Raw genomic sequence first — 17,388 nt, forward strand, 5'->3', positions numbered from 1 at the left:
GACCGGACCGGTGGGGCGGAGCCGTGGGTTCAGGCCCGGGACCTGCGCGAGACGACGATCGAGGCGACCACCGCGCCCAGGCCGAGCGCCGCCAGCAGGGCCTCGGGGGCCGGGCCCAGACGCGTGGCGACCGTGGGGCCCTCCATGGCGGTGAGTTCGGCGACGTTGATGTCGCGCTCGGCCTCCGGCGACTCGTAGGCCACCCGGCCGTTCGGCTCGATGACCGCGCTGACACCGCTGGTGGAGACCACCACCGCCGGTCGACCGTGTTCGACGGCGCGCAGCTGGGTGATGGCCAGCTGCTGCTGGGACTGGCCGGTGAAGTTGTAGTTGGCGTTGTTGGTGGGGATCACGATGATCTGGCCGCCCGCGGCCACGGACTCGCGCACGGGCGAGTCGAAGGCCACGTCGAAGCAGATGCCCATGGCCAGTGTGGTGCCGCCGATCTCCAGGGCGCCGGGGTCGGTTCCGGGGATGGCGTCGGAGCTGACCTGGCCCAGGCGGGAGACGAACCGCGTGAAGAACTCACGGTAGGGGACGTACTCGCCGAACGGGACGAGGTGGCGCTTGTCGTAGGCGTCACCCGGACCGGTCTCGGGGTCCCACACGAGGCTCTGCACGTGGCGCGTGCCGTCGTCGTTGAACCGGCTCAGCCCCCACAGGACGGGCGCGTCCACGTCCTGGGCGGCGCCGTCGATGGTCCTCGCGGCCTCGGGGTCGCGGAAGGGGTCGATGTCGCTGGCGTTCTCGGGCAGGAGCACGAGGTCGGGCTGGGGGTACTCACCCTCCCGGACCGCCTCGGCCAGCTCCGAGACGCCGTCGGCGTGGTTGTGGAGGACCTGGGCGCGTTCGCCGAGGATCGAGATCTCACCGACGTTGGGCACGTTTCCCTGCACCATGCCGACGGTGACGGTCTCCAGAGGAGCCGGGCGGCCGATCGCGGGGGCCACGAGGCCGCCCAGGACGATCGCCGCGCTGGTGGCCAGGCCCAGGGCCGGAAGGAGCACCCGCGCGCGGCCCCTGGCGGTCACGGCGCGCAGGACCGTCCACACCAGCATGGCCCCGGTCAGGGCCACGACGAAGGACACCAGCGCGGAGGACCCCAGAGCCGCGTATCCCACGAAGGGGGTGTCCGGCTGGGCGAAGGCGAGTTTGCCCCAGGAGAACCCGCCGAGCGGCCAGCGGGCGCGCACGGCCTCCTGGGCCACCCACAGGGCGGCGGTCCAAACCGGCCAGTAGGGCAACCGCGCGACCAGGGACAGCCCCATGGCCATGGGAAGGAAGTAGGCGGTCTCGAGGGCGGCGACGGCCAACCACACGTCGAAGCCGAAGATGTCCTGCCAGTGGACCAGCGGAACCATGAGCGCGGCGCCGGACAGGGCACCGAGCCACGCGGCGCGTCGCATGCGCGTTCCGCTCACGGCCAGGAGGAGCAGGGCGGCGCTGAGCGGCCCGAGCCACCACAGCCCGTACGGCGGGAGCGCGAAGAGCTGGGCCAGACCCGCTCCGACGGCGGCCAGGGTGCGCCACAGCGGGTCGAGGCGTCCCCAGCGGTGCCCCGGGGCCAGGGGGGACCACGTCGTGGCCCGCGCCTCGGACTCCGGCGCCGTGGTGTTCGGCGAGGGTCTTTCGGGACTCGGAGCTGGCTCCGACCCCTTCTGCTCGGCAACCACGTGGGATGCTCGCTTTCCGCTGGGTACTGAGGTCCTGGCGGTCAGCATATTGGGGGGACGCGGAAAAGGCCCGAGCCACCCTTCGGACCGGCTCCGTCCCGTCGGCGGCGAGCTCGGAAGACCGTTGTCTACTGGATGTTCGGGCCTTTTCCGGGTCCAACCCCCCGCCCGGTCGCGGTACTCCGCTCCTCACCCGATCCCAGCTGCACCTGGCGCGTGATGCAGCGTCCAATCGGACGAGTGGGGGCCGCACAACCGGTCCGTCCAGTGCTGGACTGGTCGTTAGGTTACCCAGACTCCCCGACCCCTTGTCTCAACCCGGCCGCCGTGTCGTGGCCGCCGACCCAAGTGGTGGGAGGGGAGAACGTGATGAACCGTGCGCCAGGCTAACGCACCTGAGCCGCGCACGCCAGCTGACCGGGTGCGGTTTGCGCATGACCGCAATCGGATCGAAATCAAAACCGCTCTGGACATTTTGATCGCGATCAGGTCTGATGTGATCAAGAATTCAGCCCGTTTCGATCAACTTCGAACATCGGGCTCGGGTGGAGGGGTTCCTGGCGGGGTCAACGTGCCCCGGAAACCTCCGCCCACCATCGGATACGCCACATCACCGAGCCAACGCGGGAGCTGACAGCCATGGCGGAGATCGTCCTTGAGGGCGTCGACAAGATCTACGGCGGCGACGTCAAGGCCGTCGACGACCTCAACCTCCGGATCAACGACGGCGAGTTCATGGTGCTCGTCGGCCCGTCCGGTTGTGGCAAGTCCACCGCGCTGCGCATGATCGCGGGACTGGAGGAGATCTCCGCGGGGACGCTGCTGATCGGCGACGAGATCGTCAACGACCGTCCGCCGAAGGACCGCGACATCGCGATGGTCTTCCAGAACTACGCGCTCTACCCCCACATGACCGTCGAGCAGAACCTCGCCTTCGGTCTGAAGCTGCGCAAGGTCCCCAAGGCCGAGATCGCCCGCCGTGTCGGCGAGGCCGCCGACATGCTCGGTCTGGAGCCCTACCTCAAGCGCAAGCCGGGCGCGCTCTCCGGCGGTCAGCGCCAGCGTGTGGCGATGGGCCGCGCCATCGTGCGCGAGCCGCAGGCCTTCCTCATGGACGAGCCGCTCTCCAACCTGGACGCCAAGCTCCGCGTGCAGATGCGCGCCTCCCTGAACCAGCTCCACGAGCGTCTGGGCGTCACCACCGTCTACGTCACCCACGACCAGATCGAGGCCATGACCCTCGGCGACCGGGTGGCGGTCCTGCGCGACGGCCGCCTCCAGCAGGTCGACACCCCCAAGCGACTCTTCGACTCCCCCGTCAACCTCTTCGTTGCCGGATTCATCGGTTCCCCGGCGATGAACTTCGTCGACGCCGACCTCTCCCGCGACGGTGACGGCGCCGTACTGAGGTTCGCCGGGCACGAACTCCCGGTCCCGGCCGGGATCCTCAAGGAGCGCACGGGCCTGAGCGAGTACGTGGGCCGTTCGGTGATCCTGGGCATCCGTCCCTCGGACTTCAGCGACGCCGAGCTCGACGGCAGCGGTGACACCCGCATCGAGGTCACCGCCGACGTGACCGAGGAGCTGGGCACCGAGATCAACGTGATCTTCGGCATCGACGCTCCGCCCGTCCGCCACGAGGACGCGGCCGCCCTGGCCAAGGACGCCGCCGGCGACGACGAGGAGAGCGCCGAGGCCGCCCTGCCGCTGGGCGACAACCGCTCGCAGTTCACCGCCCGCGTGAGCCCGCGCAGCAGCGTGCGCCCGGGCAGCACCATCAGCCTGGCGGTGGACGTCAGCCAGCTGCACTTCTTCGACCAGGAGAGCGGCCTGGCGATCGGCCACCCCGACAACGTCTGATCGACCCTCCCAGGTCCGGTCCACACCTCCCCGGACCGGACGCGCGGGCGGCGCCCCATCCTCCGGGGCGCCGCCCGTCTCCGTCGTCGCGGTCCCTCGCGCCTCCGGCGACGGCTCGGACGCCACAGGGTCGGAACCGTCAGTTGGCCACCCAGATGGCGGCGTTGAGCGCGGCCGCGAAGGCGACCCACAGCAGGTAGGGGACGAGGAGCAGGGCAGCCGTCCTGCTGTGCGGACGGGCAAGGAACAGCGTGCCCGCCACCGCCACGACCAGGAGCAGGATGTCCACCAGCGCGAGACCGTAGAGCCCGGCGCCGAAGAACAGCGGCGTCCAGGCGGCGTTCAGTAGCAGTTGGAGGACGTAGACACCCAGGAAGACCACAGCCCCCTGGATCCCCGCCGCTCGCCACACCAGCCAGCCCGCGACCGCGATGAGCACGTACAGGACGGTCCAGACCGGGCCGAACAACCACGCGGGTGGGGCCCACACCGGCAGGTCGAGGCCGGCGTACACGGCGCCGGAGTCAGCCGCCGCGGTTGCGCCGACCAGTGCCGTTGCCAGGACCGCCGCCGCGAAGCACAGCGCCGCTCCCAGCGAACGGCGCGGCCCGGGGGTCCTGCGCTCGGTGTTCTCCACGGTTCACTCCCCACTCCAGCGGTCACCTCGGGACGGGGCCGCCCCTTGGCGGAGACCTACCCTGTCCAGCGCTCGACCATCCCGGCGGTCCTGGCTGGCCCGACCCACAAACCTTCCCTCAGGGACACAGTCGCGTCCCTCAGGGCCAGGTATCTCTTCCTTGACCGTCGCGTCGGGCCGCTTGAACCATGTGATGGTGCGTAACCGAGCCCCCGGAACCGCCCCGGCCACCGACCCCGTGTCGGTCGTCGACACCCTGCACGGCCATCCCGTCCCCGACCCCTACCGCTGGCTGGAGACGTCCGGCTCCCCCGCGACCCTGCGCTGGTTGGCCGAACGCGGGCGGGAGTACGAGCGCGAGGCGGCCACCTGGCCCCTGCGCGAACCGCTGGCCGAGCGCATCCGGGCCCTGGTGGCCACCGACCTGTGGTCGCCGCCGGTCCACCGCTCCGGAGCGCTGTTCTGCACGGTTCGCCACGCGGGGAGCGAACACCCCCGCCTCGTGGTGTGGCCCGGGGATCCGAGCGGATCCGCCACCGCGGGCCCCGACGCGGAAGGGCCCTCCTCCACCTCGGACACCGGTCCGCTGACCGTCTACGACCCCTGCGTGGACGACCCCACCGGGAGGACCACTCTGGACTCCTGGGAGCCGAGCCCGGACGGCCGCCTGGTGGCCCTCCAGACCTCCTCGGGAGGAGTGGAGCGCGGCGGTCTGCGCGTGGTCCGGACCGACACGGGCTCCACCGTGGGCCCCACCGTGTCCGGTGTCCGCTACTCGCACGTGGCCTGGCTGCCCGGCGAGCGGCGGGCCTTCTACTACGTGCGTCGCGACGGCGCCCGAGGCGTGCGCGGCGTGTGGCTGCGCCGGGTTATGGACGGCGCGGAGACCCTCGTGTACCCCTGCACCGGCCCTGGCACCGTGCCGGGCGTGCGCGTTCTGGACGAACGTTGGCTGCTGGTCACCGAGAGCCACGGCACCGGACACCGCACCGACCTGTGGCTGGCCGACCTGGCCGCGCACCCGGTCGAGCGGCCTCGGTTCGTGCCGCTCCAGGTGGACCACGACGCCGAGACCGAGGTGCGCCCGGGCCCGGACGGCCTGCTGTACCTGCGCACCACCCTGGACGCGCCCCGCCGCCGCGTGTGCGTGGTGGAGCCCGGCGCCCCCGCCGACCGGCTCTCGCCCGAGCACTGGCGGGAGGTGGTCCCCGAGGACCCCGGTGCGACCCTGGACGCCTTCTGCCCGTACCGAGCGCCCGGTGGCACCGCGCTGCTGGTGGTCCGCACACGGCTGGGCATCAGCGAGGCCTCCGTGCACGACGCCGTCACCGGTGCCCGCTCGCACACCGTGGAACTGCCGGGTGAGGGTATGGTCTCGGGGCCCGTCGCCGCCCCGGACGGCGCCGTGTTCCTCGGCTACGCGGACGTGGCCACCCAACAGAGGGTCCTGCGACTCTCTCCGGGCGAGACCGCGCCCGAACCCTGGCCCCTCCCCGACGGTCCCGCCCCCCGAACACGCACCGGTACACGCACCGGTTGCGAGGGTTCCTCCTCCGTGGTCCGCACCGTCCTGTGGTGCCGGTCCTGCGACGGCACCCGCGTGCCGGTCACCGTCTTCGACGCCTCCGGCGGCGACGGTTCCGCGCCGACCCTCCTGCACGCGTACGGCGGCTTCGGACGCCCTCGGCAGTTCGGGTTCAGCGCGACCGTGCTGGCCTGGCTGCTGTCCGGCGGCCGCTACGCCGTGGCACACGTGCGGGGCGGGGGCGACGCCGGACGCCGGTGGCACCTGGAGGGGTCGGGCCGCCACAAGCCGCGCGCGGTGCGGGACCTGGTCGCCGCCGCCGACGCCCTGGTGGCCTCCGGTTGGTGCGCGCGCTCCGAACTGTGCCTCTCGGGCGGTTCGGCCGGGGGTCTGCTCGTGCTGGCCGCCGCCACGGCCCGCCCCGACCTGTGCGCGGCGGTGATCGCCTCGGCCCCGCTCGCGGACATGGTGCGGTTCGAGCGCCTCGGGCTGGGCCGCATGTGGACCCGCGAGTTCGGCACCACGGCCGACCCCGACGACTTCGCCGCCCTGGTCTCCTACTCCCCCTACCACCGCGCGTTGGACTCCGCCCTGCGCACACCGGGGCTGCGACATCCCAGCGTCCTGCTCACCGGGTTCGACGGCGACACCCGGACCGACGCCGCCCACCCGCGCAAGATGTGCGCGGCGCTGCTGGCTGCGGCGGGCGAGGAGGGGGACCGCCCGGCCGCCCTGCTGCGCTACGAACGCGACGTCGGGCACGGCCCGCGCGCGGTGAGCAGGGCCGTGGGACTGGCCGCCGACGCACACGCGTTCGCGGCCCACAAGACGGGGCTCACCGGACGCTGACGGCGTCCGGCCCTGCCCTGGCCAAGAGGATCGACGGCACACAGAAAGCGAGGTGCGGTATGGACCCCATCGAGGTTGAGGTCGAGGATCTGGCGGAGGTGACCTCCCGCGACACCACCGCGGGCGGCGACAACGACGGCACCGACTCCAGCTCGGACTTCATCTGATCCGTGCCCTCCCGGGCCGCGCCGCCACGGCGCGTCCGGGAGGGCCCCTCCACGATCCGCGCGCCCGCACGAACCGCAACGTCCGACCCCCGGAAAGGGGACAGCCGTGACCGATCCCGGCAGCCTGTTCACCCGAACCCTGTGCGACGTCGTGGGCCGCGACGCCCTCACCACCCGTCTGTCGGAGGAGTTCGTCTTCGCCGACCTCGGCGCGGACGCCGTGCGTTCGCTCCTGACCTTCGACGACCTCAACGGCCTGCTGGCCGAGAGCGCCCCGGAACCGCCCCGGCTACGGCTGCACAAGGACGGATCGCCGGTGCCGCTGGACCGCTACACCGATCGCGCCAGGGTCTCGCGAACCGAACGCCGGATCGTGCGCCCCGAGTCGCTGTACCGGGAGCTGCGCGCCGGGGCGAGCCTGGTGCTGGACGGCATCGACCGCATGCACCCGCCGATCGGTGCGGCCGCCGACGACCTCATGCGACTGACCCGGGAGCGGGCGCAGACCAACCTGTACCTGATCTGGGGTGAGTCCCGGGGATTCGACACCCACTGGGACGACCACGACACGGTGATCGTGCAGGTGGAGGGGACGAAGCACTGGCAGGTGCACGGTCCCGGTTCTCGCCCGTACCCGATGAAGAACGACACCGACCACGCGCACACCCCGCCCCGCGACGCGGACGGTGAGCTGCACCTGGTGTGGGAGGGGGTGCTGCGGCCCGGTCAGGTGATCCACGTGCCGCGCGGTTGGTGGCACACGGTGACCGGAACCGGTGAGGTGAGCATGCACCTCACCTTCGGGTTCACCCGCGCGACCGGCATCGACTGGGCCGACGCCCTGGTGCGCGGCCTGTTCGAGGAGGAGGCGTTCCGCCGGGACCTGCCGCGGTTCGCCGATCCGGACTCGCGCCGAAAGCACCGGCACGAGCTGGTCGCGCGGATCACGGAGCTGGCCGAGAGCCTGGACCTGGACACCTTCCTCGCCGAGCGGGACGCGCGCTTCCCCAGGCGCACGTCGTTCTCCCTGCCCTGGCCGGTGGAGGACGGTGCGCCGCCGGAGCACGCGCGAGTGGAGTTCGTCCCGATCCTGCCTCCCCCGGTGGAGCGGGAGGGTGAGGGCGGGGACGCGCGGGTCGTGGTCACCGTCGCCGGGAAGCGCTACCGGCTCCCCGTGGTGGCGGAGCCGGTCCTGGAGGCGCTCGCCCGACACCGGGAGCTGTCCGTCGCGGGACTGGCCGAGCGCGCCGGTGTGGACGCGCCGGTGTGCGCCCAGGTCGTGGCCGCGCTGGCCCGTCACCACCTGGTCGTGGTGCGCTGAGCGCGGCAGGGGCGGGTAGGGCCCGCCCCTCGGCTCATCGGAACCGACCGGGGTCCCGGCGCTCGGAGTCGTGCCCCGATCGCGGAGTGGAACCCGTTGTCCGCCGTGGTCACCGCCACCCGGGAACTGTTCGGCAACCCGGTGCTGCCCTCGGACACCTGGGCGGCGCGGAACGCGCTCCTCCTGGCCTTGGCCGTGCCAGCGCTGCTGGTGGCCGTGTGCGTCCCGCTGTCACTGCGCCGGTTCCGTGCCCTGAGTCCGTGAAGGCGCCGGGCCGCCGCACCCGTGGCGCGGTCACGGTCCGGGGCACTCGGTGTCCAGGATTCGGCAAACGTCCAGGCTGACGCATTGCCACCGCCAGGCGGGTTAGGGTAGCCTCACTTCACAGGCGCAAGTGAACCCGATCCCGTCCGGCGGTCGCTACGGCCGCACGCTCCGGACCTGTCGGTTCCGCTCCGCGACGAAGGGTTTCCAGGTGACTCCAGATCCGCTCGACGCCCTCCTCGGCGTCCGCGCGCGGCTGAAGTTCGCGCCGCTGCCCGAGTTCACGGACTCGGAGCGGTTCCACGGCCGACCGGTGGACGGCGTCCAGTTCCACAGCGTCGCCTCGATGACCGGGTACGGCTGGCTGCCGGTCCTGTTCGACAAGCTCCGGACCGAACACGGTCCCGGCCACCGGCTCCCCGCCGCCACCAACTTCCTGAGGGTCACCCTGCGCGAACCCGTCTTCCTGGTGGCGGCCTGCCTCTACCTCACCGGACGCGGCCCGCTGCTCACCCCCGACACCCTGTACCTGCCCTGGGACACGGCCCGGAGCAGGTTCGGCACGCCCACCGTGGTGGATCCGCGCACCGTGGTCCTGCCGGACGACCCCGCGGCCGACCACCCCGACACCGTGGTCGCCCGTGACGAGGACGAACAGCTGCGTCTGGTCGCCGAGGCCCTCTTCGCCACCGTCGAACCCCTGGTCGAGACCCTGCACGCGCACTCACGCGCGGGCAAGCGCACTCTGTGGGGCTGGGTCCTGGACACCATGCACTTCTACATGCTCAACCCGGCCCGCTACCTCGGCCAGGACGCCGAACAGGCCTGGGAGCTGGCCACCCGGCTGGGCGACGCGGTGGTCGAGGCGGGGGCGGTCACCCGCAAGCGTCCGCGCCTGTTCCCGTTCGCTCCCGACCACCCCCGGGGCACCTGGGCGGTCCGTGGCACCTGCTGCTTCGACTACAAGGGCGATCCCGAGCACGGCTACTGCACCACCTGCCCGCTCAAGTGCGACAGCGAACGCAAGGAGGCCCTGTCCGAGTGGCTGCGCGATCCCGCGCTCGCTCCCTGACAGGACCCCTCCGCGTGCCCGTGGCGCCGCCGCTCAGGTCACCGGGACCTCCACGGGGCCCGTGAAGTAGGGCTCGAAGAGCACCCGTTCCGGCTCGATCTCACCGACGACGGTGATCGCGCCGTTGGCGGTCTGCCCCGGGTCCAGGGTCTGCACGCCGAGTTCGTTGGCGTCCATCGCGATCGCGTCGCCGGGACTGTGCTCCGTCCCCTCGGTGTCCACCACGAGGAAGTAGAGCGGATTGACGTCGAGGGCGTCCGATCCGGTGTTGGTGACCGTCACCTCGACGCTGGTGAACTCGCCCTCCACGTAGAGCGAGCTGGGCTCGAACTCGGTGGCGGTGGCGGTCAGGTCCGCCTCCGAGGGCACCTCGTCGCTCGGCTCGCCGTCCTCGTTCCGTTCGGCACCCGGGTCACCACCGCCGCTGGGGGCGCCTCGGTCCGCCAGCACCAGCGCCACAGCCGCGCAGCTTCCGAGTGCGAGCAGCAGGAGGAGAAGGACCCCGCAGCCGATCCCGATGATCTTGCCCCAGGGAGTCGGCTTCGACGGCGGCGGGCCGTAGCCGCCCTGACCCGGAGGACCGTAACCGCCAGGGGGAACGTAGCCGCCCTGGGCACCGTAGTCGACCGGTTCGTTCGGGAAGCTGCCGTAGCCGGGCGCGAACCCCTCGTGCTCGTACCCCGCGCTCCCCGGGCCGCTGGGCCCCTGGGAGTACTCACCGGAGCCCGCCGGGTCCGATGCGCCGCCGTACGGTCGGGGCTCGCCCGGAGGCGGACCGTAGGGGGGACCCTCGCCCCACTGGGCCTCCGAGGCCGAACCCCCGGGCACCTGGCCTCCAGGAGGTTGCCGCCACGTGGGCTGCCCGACCGAGGGCGGGCCGTCGAAGCGAGGCCCACCAGGCGGATGGCCGCCCGGAGGCGGCCCCCCAGGCGGGGGTGGTCCCTCCGGGGGCGGCGGTCCCTCGTTCGGAGGCGGACCTCCGTGCAGTGCCCCGCCCGGATAGGGCCCCCCGGGAGGGGGCTCGTAGGACGGCTGTCCCCACCACGGGGTGCCCTGCCGGTGGGCTCCGCCGGGAGCAGGGCCGTGACGGGGTTCCCCGGGCGGCTGCGGGCCGCCCTCGATCGGATCGCCGGGGTCCCCCGGGCGCCACTCCTCCGGCGGGTGGTGGTTGACCGGATCCTGGTCCGGCCGCTCACCGGCACCCTCCTCGGGCTCCCGATCACTCACCCAGAACACCCCTTCGTCCAGCGGCACGGTCCGTCCCGCCGAACGAACCGGCGGGCACTTCAGAACCGCACCGTAACCGTGCGAACGAGGGCGGGAGCGGAGCTCACCGGGCGTTTCCGGTAAAGGTCCGGAAGTGTTTGCCCCGCGCCCGGAGGGCGAGCACGAACACCGGGACGGTGAACAGGGCGGCGAACAGGTTCAGCCCTCCGAACCCCACCGCCGCCAGGACCACGCCGGACACGGCGGCGGCCGAGGCGGCCCCCAGGTTCATCGCCAGGTCGCTGAACCCCTGCGCACGGGGGCGGACCTCGGCGGGCAGTGACTCGGCCAACAACGCGCTGGCCGAGACCAGCCCGAAGGACCAGCCCACCCCGAGCAGGACCAGTCCGGTGGTCACCAGGGCCTCACTGTGCCCGGCCGTTCCGGCGACGGCTGCGGCCACCAGCAGGATCACCTGCCCGGCCAGGAGCGTCGGCGTGCGGCCGAAGCGGTCCGCGAGCCAGCCGACCAGCGGGGAGAGGCCGTACATCCCGGCGATGTGCAGGGAGATGGTCAGTCCGATCACCGTGAGTTCGGCGCCGTGGTGCGTCAGGTGCACCGGTGTCATGGTCATCACCGAAACCATCACGGTGTGGCTGGCCACGACCCCCACCACCGCGAGGAGCGCCGAGGGGGTGCGGCCGATGGCCCGCAGCGCGTCGGCCAGCCCGACCCCGTCCCTGGGCGCCCTCCCCTGGTCGGCGTCGGCCCTGGCCGCCTCCGCGGTCGCGGTGAGCAGCGGGTCGGGGCGCAACAGGACCAGGATGAGCACGGCCCCGCCGAGGAACCCGGCCGTGGTGAGCAGGACCGGCCCCAAAAGGTCCGGAAGGCCCAGAAGGACGGCCAGGCCTCCGGTCGGGCCGATGAGGTTGGGTCCCACCACCGAACCCACGGTGGTCGCCCACACCACCACGGACAGGTCGCGACCCCGGGTGCGTTCCGTGGCCAGGTCAGCGGCGGCGTGCCGGGCCTGGAGGTTGGTCGCGGTCCCGGCGCCGATCAGGAGCATGCCGAGCAGGAAGAGGGCGAAGAGGTCCAGGATCGTGGCGGCGATGACCACGGTCCCGCCGAGCGCTCCGAAAAACCAGCCCAGGGCCAGGCCGGGGCGGCGACCGCTCCGGGCGGCCAGCGACGCCAGGGGCAGGGCGAACGCGGCCGCGCCCAGGGTGATCATGGTGGTGGCCATCCCCGACCACGAGTCCGAACCGCTCAGGTCGAGGGCGATCAGCGCGCCCACGGCCAGCATGGCGCCCATCCCGATGCTGCCGACGACCTGGGCGAGCATGAGCACCAGGACGGTGCGTCGTTGCAGGCGGGACCGCGCCGACTCGGTGAGGGGCTCCCCGTTCCGGCTGGTTTGTGTGGACACGAGGTGGGTTCTCCGATTCATCCGGCCAACGGATGAATCGTAGCCCTCGGCTCCGGTTCGGGCCAGGTCTGCGGTCACGTTCGACCAGCGGTGGATCAGCCCCGCCCGTAGCGCCACCGCAGGAAGTCGTGCTCGCGCTCGACGTAGCGCATCTCCGCGTAGAGCAGGTCGGGGTCGTCGGCGTGCACCACCACCCCGCCCGCGGGGATGACCGGCCAGCAGGCGAACGCCCAGAAACGCCGGGTGTAAGGGCCCCAGAGGACGACCCAAGCACCCTGCTTCTGCCACTCGATGTGTTCGGCGACCCGGCGCCGCTCCTCGTCCCGTTCGTCCATGGCGCCCCTGGACATACCCGGGACCCGCATGTCTGACCAGGCCGGAACCGGCCATTCTGAGGGTCTTTCCGCGCGTTTGGCCGCTGAGTCGGTGGCCCGGTCCGCGCCCTCACGCACAAACGACGCCCGTGAGCTCACACGGGCGTCGTGTGGTGCGTGTCGGTCAGCGTCCGGCCACGGTGTCGCTGCCGGGGACGGGCTCGGCCGGGTCGTTGCCCAGCGCGACGATCCGGTTCTCACCGTCCACGTGCACGACGTGCTGGACGTGGTCGGCCCGCTCCCGCTCGTCCACCTGGGCGTAGCCGATGATGATGACCAGGTCGCCGGGGCTCACCAGGCGCGCGGCGGCGCCGTTGATCCCGATGACGCCACTCCCCCGCTCACCGACCAGGGCGTAGGTGACCAGGCGGGCGCCGTTGTCGATGTCGACGATGTGGACCTGCTCGCCGTCGACGATGTCGGCGGCGTCCATCAGGTCGGCGTCGATGGTGACCGAACCCACGTAGTGCAGGTCGGCCTGGGTGACCGTCGCGCGGTGGATCTTGCCGTTCATGAGGGTGCGCAGCATGGACGAAGCCTCGTTTCAGGATGTGTCGCGGACTACAGGCCCCCGGAGGGGTCCCGTGCGTATCCCATGATGGCGCCCCGTATGACCCGGTTCGACCACCGGGGCGCCCCACGCCTAGTTGAACGAGGAGTAGGCCACCACTCCGCGCCGGACCAGGTCGGCGGCCCTGCGGGCGTTGCCGCGCACATGCGGGTCGGCGGCGGCCCCCGCGATCTGGCTGAGCATGTCCACGAGCATCTTCGCGGTGCGCACGAAGTCGCCTGCGGTCATGTCGGACTGGCGCAGGATCGCGTCGAGCCGGTCGCCGCGCGCCCAGCGGTGCGCGGTCCACACGAAGCCGAGGTCGGGCTGGCGCAGGAACGACACCCGGTGGCGGGACTCGACCTCGTTGAGCTGGCCCCACAGCCGCGTCATCTCGGTCAGGGCCTCCTCGACCTTCCCCTCGGGCAGCCTCGGGTAGGCGTCGTCGCCCCGCCGCGACTCGTAGACCAGTGCGGCCGCGCAGGACGCCAGTTCCACCGGGTTCAGTTCGTCCCACACGCCCCGGCGCAGGCACTCGGCGACCAGCAGGTCGAGCTCGGAGTAGATCTTGGCGAGCTTGCCGCCGTCCTCGGAGACGTCGTCGCCGGAGAGGTACTCCAGGTCCTCCAGCACACCGCACACCCGGTCGAAGGTGCGGGAGATGACGTGCGAACGCCCCTCCACGCGGCGGCGCAGCGCGTCGGTCTCCTTCTGGAGGCGGAAGTAGCGCTCCGCCCAGCGGGCGTGGTCCTCGCGGTCGGAACAGCCGTGGCACGGGTGGTCCTTGAGGTCGGCGCGCAGCCGCTGGATCTCCGGATCCTCCTGAGCACCACGGCGCCCGCCCCGCTCGAAGGACGGGTCGGTGCCCCGCTCCTTGAGCTTGCTTCGCAGGGTGGCTGCCAGGTCCTGGCGCGAACGCGGTGAGCGCGCGGAGAACGACTTGGGGATGCGCATGCGCCCCGAGGGGTGCACCGGAACCGGGAAGTCGCTGGAGTTGACCCGCTTGACCTGCTTGTCGACGGTGAGCACCAGGGGCGCGGGAAGATCGTGGCGCAGCCCCGGGTCCAGGACGACGGCGTGCCCGGAGTAGCGCCCGGCCGGGATGCGGATGATGTCGCCCGGGCGCAGCCGCTCCAGGCTCTCCAGGGCCTCGTCGCGGCGCTGGGCAGAACGGTTCCTGGCCAGCATGGACTCGCGGTCGCTCAGGGCCCTCCGCAGGGCCGCGTACTCCATGAAGTCGCCGAGGTGGCACTCTGCCGCCTTGGCGTAGCCCTCCAGGGCCTCCTCGTGCTTGCGCAGCTGCTTGACCAGGCCCACCACGGCGCGGTCGGCCTGGAACTGGGCGAAGGAGGCCTCCAGCATGTTCCGGCTGCGCTGGCGGCCGACCTGGCCGACCAGGTTCACCGCCATGTTGTAGGAGGGCTGGAAGCTGGAGTTGAGCGGGTAGGTGCGGGTGCCCGCGAGGCTGGCCACCGACTCGGGGTCGGTCCCCGCCTGCCACACGACGACCGCGTGCCCCTCGACGTCGATACCGCGTCGACCGGCACGGCCGGTGAGCTGGGTGTACTCGCCGGGCGTGAGCGAGGCGTGGGTCTCGCCGTTCCACTTGTCGAGCTTCTCGATCACGACCGTGCGCGCGGGCATGTTGATGCCCAGTGCCAGGGTCTCGGTGGCGAAGACCGCCCGGATCAGCCCGCGCGAGAACAGGTGCTCCACGATCTCCTTGAAGGTGGGCAGCATCCCCGCGTGGTGCGCGGAGATGCCCGCCTCCAGGGCGCGCAGCCAGGAGTCGAAGCCGAGCACGGTCAGGTCCGCGCGCGGGATGTCCGCGCACCGCGACTCCGCGTACTCGCGGATGTGGGCGGCCTCGTCCGGGGTGGTGAGCACCAGCCCGGAGGCCACGCACTGGCGCACGGCGTCGTCGCACCCGGCCCGGCTGAAGATGAAGGTGATCGCCGGGAGCAGGCCCTCCGCGTCCAGCTCCTCGATGATCATCGGCCGTGACGGCGGGGCGAAGCGGGTGCGCGGACGCACGTTGCCCCGGGCGCGGGTCTGCGGGTGCCTGCGCCGGTTGGCCAGCTGGGTGGTGCGGGCGTCGTCCTCGGCTGTGCGGCTCAGGTACGGGTTGATGAGCAGCTTGCGCCCGCCCACCTGGATCTCCTGCGGACGCTGGTGCTGGGCCCGGCGGCGTTCGCGCCTGCGCCTGCTCCGGCCACCACCCTCCTCCTCCTCGTCCGGGCCGCTCTCCTCCGGCTGCTCGTCGACGAACAGGTCGTGGATGCGCCTGCCCACCATCACGTGCTGCCACAGCGGGACGGGGCGCTTCTCGTCGACGATCACCGTGGTGTCGCCGCGCACCTGCTGGAGCCACTCGCCGAACTCCTCGGCGTTGCTGACGGTCGCGGACAGCGCGACCATCCGCACCGACTCGGGGAGGTGGATGATCACCTCCTCCCAGACCGCGCCCCGGAAGCGGTCGGCGAGGTAGTGCACCTCGTCCATGACCACATAGGCCAGCCCGCCCAGGGTGGACGAACCCTCGTACAGCATGTTGCGCAGCACCTCGGTGGTCATCACGACCACGGGCGCCTCGCCGTTGACGCTGTTGTCACCGGTGAGCAGACCGACCTGGTCGGCGCCGTAGCGCCGGACCAGGTCGTTGTACTTCTGGTTGGACAGGGCCTTGATCGGCGTGGTGTAGAAGCACTTGGTGCCCTCGTTGAGGGCCTGGTGCACGGCGAACTCGCCGACCACGGTCTTGCCGGAGCCGGTCGGCGCGGCGACCAGCACCCCGTGTCCGCTCTCCAGGGCCTTGCAGGCCCTGATCTGGAAGGGGTCGAACTCGAACCCGTACAGCCCCTGGAAGGCCTCGATCGCGGAGCTGGAGGCGCTCTGGCGCCTGCGGAAGGCGGCGTAACGCTCGGAGTGACTACTCATAGGATTCCCAGCCTATGAGGTCAGGTCCAGCATCTCGACCGACTTCGGCACCACCTCGCACACGAGTGTCGGGGCGCCGGTCGGTTCCCCGTCGGCGTAGGCGGTCCCCGCCTCACCCCGGATGGTGACGGTGCGCCCCCGCTTGAAGACCACCTCCTCCAGTCCCAGGTGACTGCCGGCGAAGACCCGGGGGAACAGGCGCAGGAAACGCCCGAGCGACCCGTGCTTCACGAAGACCACGTCGAGCAGCCCGTCGTCGGGGACGGCCTCGGCGCACACGTGCATGCCGCCGCCGTAGGCACTGGTGTTGCCGACGGCGACGAGCATGCCGGGTTCGGCGATCCGCTCGTCGTCGACGTCGATCTCGAAGTCGATGGGCCTGAACGAACGGAGTTCGGCGACGAGCCCGATGAGGTAGCCGAACCGGCCCATCCCGAACCGGAAGTTGTTCACCCGTTCGTTGACCCGGGCGTCGAAACCGCAGGCCAGAACGCTCATGTAGTACCGCTGTCGGCCGTCCGCGGTGGTCAGGCGGACGACGTCGCTGGCACGGGTGCGTCCGGCCAGGATCGCCTCGGCGACCTCGTCGGGAGAACCCTTGGGGACTCCGAAGACGCGGGCCACGTCGTTGCCGCTGCCCGCCGGGATGACCGCGAGGGGTACGCCGCTGCCGACGACTCCCTGAAGAACCTGGTGTACCAGGCCGTCACCGCCCACCGCGACCAGTGCGTCGGGGCGGTCAGCGGCGGCCAACCTGGCCAGCCTGCGGCTGTCCGCGGCCGAACGGCCCGTGTAGACGTGAACGCGCGCGCCCTGGGCGCGCAGGGCCTCCTTCAGCCTCACCGCGATGACGGCGGCGCGACGACGGCCTGAGGCCGGGTTGACCAGAAGGGCGATATGAGGGGACATATGCCGGTCCTTAGCTACCCACATTTGGGAACGAAGGGTGTACGGGGTCAGGTGAGGAGCCCGTACACCCGCGCGCCCGGGTGTGGGTGCTCCGGTCAGTCGTCCTCGGTCGTGGACTTCCGCTCGGATTCCTCACGTTGGCGGCGATGGTACTCCTCCATCGCCTCCGGCGTGTTCAGTGGGGAGGGAACCCAGGTCGCCTCGACCTCGGTCTCGCCGCGCTGGATCGCGATCTCCTCCTCGGTGAGGTACTCCTCGGGGATGTCGAACTCACCGTCACGGGCGCCCAGGACGAACGCCTCCCACTCGGCGGGCGTGAAGAACAGGGTGCCCTTCTCCGGGGACTTGCCGTCCCGCACCGCGCGGAAGCCGTCGTCGAACTCGGCGACCTCCACGACCGCCTCGGACTCCTCCTTGGACAGGGAGGAACGCAACCACACGGCGTGCGTGGTGTCGTGCCACTTCTCGTTGCCCATGGCCTCGGGCGGCAGGTCCCTCTTGGCCTCAGTCTGCTCGCTCATCAGCACTTCCTAGTCCGGGAGCCCGTTCGGGGGAAGGCTCCTTGGTGTCCCAGCGGGAGACGGGTCGGTGTCGGACGGGCGGCGGCCGCGCCCG

Annotated in this window: 13 protein-coding genes and 1 pseudogene; 5 read left to right on the forward strand and 9 right to left on the reverse strand. The window is 71.8% G+C overall.

Annotated features, from left to right (window positions below; translation table 11 throughout):
* Positions 1-29: 29 nt before the first annotated feature.
* Positions 30-1,673, reverse strand: coding sequence for an apolipoprotein N-acyltransferase (gene lnt / locus KBX21_RS06745; RefSeq protein ID WP_210841340.1), 1,644 nt, complete (start codon positions 1,671-1,673; stop codon positions 30-32).
* 639 nt (positions 1,674-2,312) lie between these two features.
* On the opposite strand from lnt, the gene KBX21_RS06750 reads away from it, so the two are divergent.
* Positions 2,313-3,533 (forward strand): ABC transporter ATP-binding protein, encoded by a 1,221-nt coding sequence (locus KBX21_RS06750; protein WP_210841341.1) that lies wholly within the window; start codon positions 2,313-2,315, stop codon positions 3,531-3,533.
* A gap of 139 nt (positions 3,534-3,672) precedes the next feature.
* Here KBX21_RS06750 and KBX21_RS06755 read toward each other — a convergent pair whose 3' ends face one another.
* Positions 3,673-4,170, reverse strand: coding sequence for a TspO/MBR family protein (locus KBX21_RS06755; protein WP_210841342.1), 498 nt, complete (start codon positions 4,168-4,170; stop codon positions 3,673-3,675).
* A gap of 193 nt (positions 4,171-4,363) precedes the next feature.
* Between KBX21_RS06755 and KBX21_RS06760 the strand changes: the two genes are divergently transcribed.
* The 4 genes and pseudogenes from KBX21_RS06760 (at position 4,364) to KBX21_RS06775 (ending at position 9,368) form a co-directional block, all read left to right on the forward strand.
* Positions 4,364-6,544, forward strand: coding sequence for a prolyl oligopeptidase family serine peptidase (locus tag KBX21_RS06760; protein ID WP_210841343.1), 2,181 nt, complete (start codon positions 4,364-4,366; stop codon positions 6,542-6,544).
* A gap of 273 nt (positions 6,545-6,817) precedes the next feature.
* A complete protein-coding gene (locus KBX21_RS06765) occupies positions 6,818-8,032 on the forward strand; it encodes a JmjC domain-containing protein (RefSeq protein ID WP_210841344.1) in 1,215 nt (404 codons plus the stop codon).
* A gap of 72 nt (positions 8,033-8,104) precedes the next feature.
* Positions 8,105-8,296: pseudogene (locus tag KBX21_RS06770) on the forward strand (ABC transporter permease); the annotation flags it as partial.
* Positions 8,297-8,507: 211 nt separating this feature from the next.
* Entirely contained in the window at positions 8,508-9,368 is an 861-nt protein-coding gene (locus KBX21_RS06775; protein WP_210841345.1) for a (2Fe-2S)-binding protein, read from the forward strand.
* Between the two features lie 33 nt (positions 9,369-9,401).
* Here KBX21_RS06775 and KBX21_RS06780 read toward each other — a convergent pair whose 3' ends face one another.
* The 7 genes from KBX21_RS06780 to KBX21_RS06810 all read right to left on the reverse strand — a co-directional run bounded on the left by KBX21_RS06780 (position 9,402) and on the right by KBX21_RS06810 (position 17,294).
* Positions 9,402-10,196: a DUF4352 domain-containing protein gene (locus KBX21_RS06780; RefSeq protein ID WP_210841346.1), complete on the reverse strand. Its 795-nt coding sequence runs from the start codon at positions 10,194-10,196 to the stop codon at positions 9,402-9,404.
* Positions 10,197-10,698: 502 nt separating this feature from the next.
* Positions 10,699-11,919: an MFS transporter gene (locus KBX21_RS06785; protein WP_247665374.1), complete on the reverse strand. Its 1,221-nt coding sequence runs from the start codon at positions 11,917-11,919 to the stop codon at positions 10,699-10,701.
* Positions 11,920-12,098: 179 nt separating this feature from the next.
* Positions 12,099-12,338 (reverse strand): hypothetical protein, encoded by a 240-nt coding sequence (locus KBX21_RS06790; RefSeq protein ID WP_156208005.1) that lies wholly within the window; start codon positions 12,336-12,338, stop codon positions 12,099-12,101.
* A 163-nt stretch (positions 12,339-12,501) separates the two neighbouring features.
* A complete protein-coding gene (panD, locus tag KBX21_RS06795) occupies positions 12,502-12,906 on the reverse strand; it encodes an aspartate 1-decarboxylase (protein WP_210841347.1) in 405 nt (134 codons plus the stop codon).
* A 114-nt stretch (positions 12,907-13,020) separates the two neighbouring features.
* Complete coding sequence (locus tag KBX21_RS06800; protein ID WP_210841348.1) at positions 13,021-15,864, reverse strand: RNA helicase; 2,844 nt, start codon at positions 15,862-15,864, stop codon at positions 13,021-13,023.
* Positions 15,865-15,876: 12 nt separating this feature from the next.
* Positions 15,877-16,773 (reverse strand): diacylglycerol kinase family protein, encoded by an 897-nt coding sequence (locus KBX21_RS06805; protein ID WP_049566459.1) that lies wholly within the window; start codon positions 16,771-16,773, stop codon positions 15,877-15,879.
* Between the two features lie 95 nt (positions 16,774-16,868).
* On the reverse strand, positions 16,869-17,294 hold the full coding sequence (locus tag KBX21_RS06810; RefSeq protein ID WP_026129308.1) for a DUF397 domain-containing protein: 426 nt from the start codon (positions 17,292-17,294) through the stop codon (positions 16,869-16,871).
* Positions 17,295-17,388: the final 94 nt, after the last annotated feature.

This window comes from Nocardiopsis sp. B62 (assembly GCF_018070675.1).
GTDB classification, from domain to species: Bacteria; Actinomycetota; Actinomycetes; order Streptosporangiales; family Streptosporangiaceae; genus Nocardiopsis; species Nocardiopsis prasina.